A 2,312-nucleotide genomic window follows, 5' to 3' on the forward strand; every position below is an offset into this window, starting at 1 on the left:
GCCCACCCGGTCCGGCCGCGCCGCGGCGGTGCACGCCGTGCAGCCACCAGTCGCTGTCCGCGCCGCGGGCCGGCCGGGTCAGCTGCGCGCCGTCGTCGGCGTCCAGCACCAGGTGGGTACGGGTGACGATCTCGGCCAGCTCGGTGGCCCGGTAGCGGTTGAAGTAGTGCCCGCCCTCGTCGAGGACGACCAGCGCGCAGGTGTCGGAGAGGAAGTCCCACTCCCGGAACCGTTCGGCGTAGTAGTCGGTGGCCGGGTCCTGCTCGCCGACCACCGAGATGACCGGCGCGTCGATCCGGTCGATCCGGCTGTCCAGCAGGCCGCTGTAGTAGTCCTCGGCGCTGCGGGTGTCGTGCCGCATGTTGCGGATCACCCGGTCGGCCTCGTCCAGGCCCAGCTCCTCGATGTCCACCCCGCGGCCGACCAGCCGGTTGATGAAGGTGCGGTTGCTGCGGAAGCGTTCCAGCTCGGCCAGCCGGGACAGCCGGCTCAGCAGGCCCCGGGGGCGGGCGAACGGGAAGATGCCGCCCACGTACACCGCCTCGACCGGCCGGCCGGCGGCCTGCAGGCGGCGGGCCACCTCGACCACCAGCGCGCTGCCGATGCCGCAGTGGCCGTAGAGCACCAGCGGCCCGCCGACGTCGCGCAGGATCTCGGTGACCGCCCGGTCGACCAGCTCGCCGAAGGGCAGGGTGTCCTGCTCGCCGCCGGCCTCCTGACCGTGGATGGCCGCCGAGTACAGCCGGTGCCCGGGCGGCATCGCGTCGGCCAGCGCCTGGTACACCGCCGCGCTGCCACCGCCGTAGGGGACGCAGACCAGCGACCGGACGTGCGCGGCGTCCGGGACCGGCCGGGTCAGCTCGTGCAGCAACCGGGCCGGCCGGTCCCCGGTGGCCGGTTCGTCGAGCAGCCGGGCCAGGTCCCGCACGGTGCGGCAGCGGAACAGGTCCATCAGCGAGATGGTGCCGGTGGCGCCGGCGGCCTCCAGGCCGCGGCGGATCCGGGTGACCGCCTGCGCGGCCAGCAGCGAATGCCCGCCGACGAGGAAGAAGTCGTCGTCGATGCTGACCCGGTCGACCGGCAGCAGGTCGGTCCAGACCTCGGCGATCAGCCGCTCGGTCGGGGTGCCCGGAGCGGCGAACTCCTGCTCGGCCTGCCCGGCCAGGTCGGGGTCGGGCAGCGCGCGGTGGTCCAGCTTGCCGTTCGGGGTCAGCGGCAGCGCGTCGAGCACCACGAACGCCGCCGGCACCAGGTAGTCGGCGAGGCTGCGGGCCAGGTGCTCGCGCAGCTGCCCGGCGGTCGGCCGGCGGGCGGCGTCGGCCGGCACCACGTACGCGACCAGCCGCCGGTCGCCGGTGCCGTCGGGCTGCGCGAGCACCGCACAGCCGCGCAGGTCGGGGTGGCGTTGCAGGGTGGCCTCGATCTCGCCCAGCTCGATGCGGTAGCCACGGACCTTCACCTGCCGGTCGACCCGGCCCAGGTACTCCAGGGTGCCGTCCGGGCACCAGCGCACCCGGTCGCCGGTGCGGTACATCCTGGCCCCCGGCTCGCCGCTGAACGGCTCGGGCAGGAACCGTTGCGCGGTCAGCGCGGCCCGGTTCAGGTAGCCGCGGGCCAGCCCCTCACCGGCGACGAACAGCTCACCGGGCACCCCGACCGGCACCGGGTTGAGGTGCCGGTCCAGCACGTAGGCGCGCAGGTCGGCCAGGGGCCGGCCGATCGGCGAGGCGACCGGGCGGCGCACGTCCGCGCGGCGCAGCCGCTGCGCGGTGACGTGCACAGTGGTCTCGGTGATGCCGTACATGTTGACCAGCGCCGGGGTGTCCTCGCCGTAGCGGCTGAGCCAGTGCCGCAGCTCGCGGACGTAGAGGGCGTCACCGCCGAAGACGATGGTGCGTACCGACAGGTCGGCGAAGGACCGGTCGGTCTCGGTGAGGGTGGCCCGCAGCCCCCGGAACGCTGCCGGGGTCTGGTTGAGCACGGTCACCCGCTGCTCGGCCAGCACGTCCAGCAGCCGTTCGGTGTCCCGGATCACCTCCGGCGGCACCACGACCAGCCGGCCGCCGTAGGCCAGCGCCCCCCACAGCTCCCAGACGGAGAAGTCGAACGCGTACGAGTGCAGCAGCGCCCACACGTCGTCCGGGCCGAAGTCGAAGTGCGCCTCGGCGGCGGTGAGCAGCCGGACCACCTGCCGGTGCTCCACCAGCACGCCCTTGGGCTGGCCGGTGGAGCCGGAGGTGTAGATGACGTAGGCCAGGTCGCCGGGGCCGGCCGGGCGGGCGGCCACCGGGGCGGTGGGCGCCCGCCCGGCC

Annotated in this window: 1 protein-coding gene; it reads right to left on the reverse strand. The window is 74.8% G+C overall.

Annotated elements, in window-relative coordinates:
* A partial coding sequence (locus DLJ47_RS28055; protein ID WP_146228211.1) for an amino acid adenylation domain-containing protein occupies window positions 1–2,312 on the reverse strand: 2,312 nt, incomplete at both ends.

The sequence above is a fragment of the Micromonospora sp. S4605 genome (assembly GCF_003176715.1).
GTDB lineage: Bacteria > Actinomycetota > Actinomycetes > Mycobacteriales > Micromonosporaceae > Micromonospora > Micromonospora echinaurantiaca.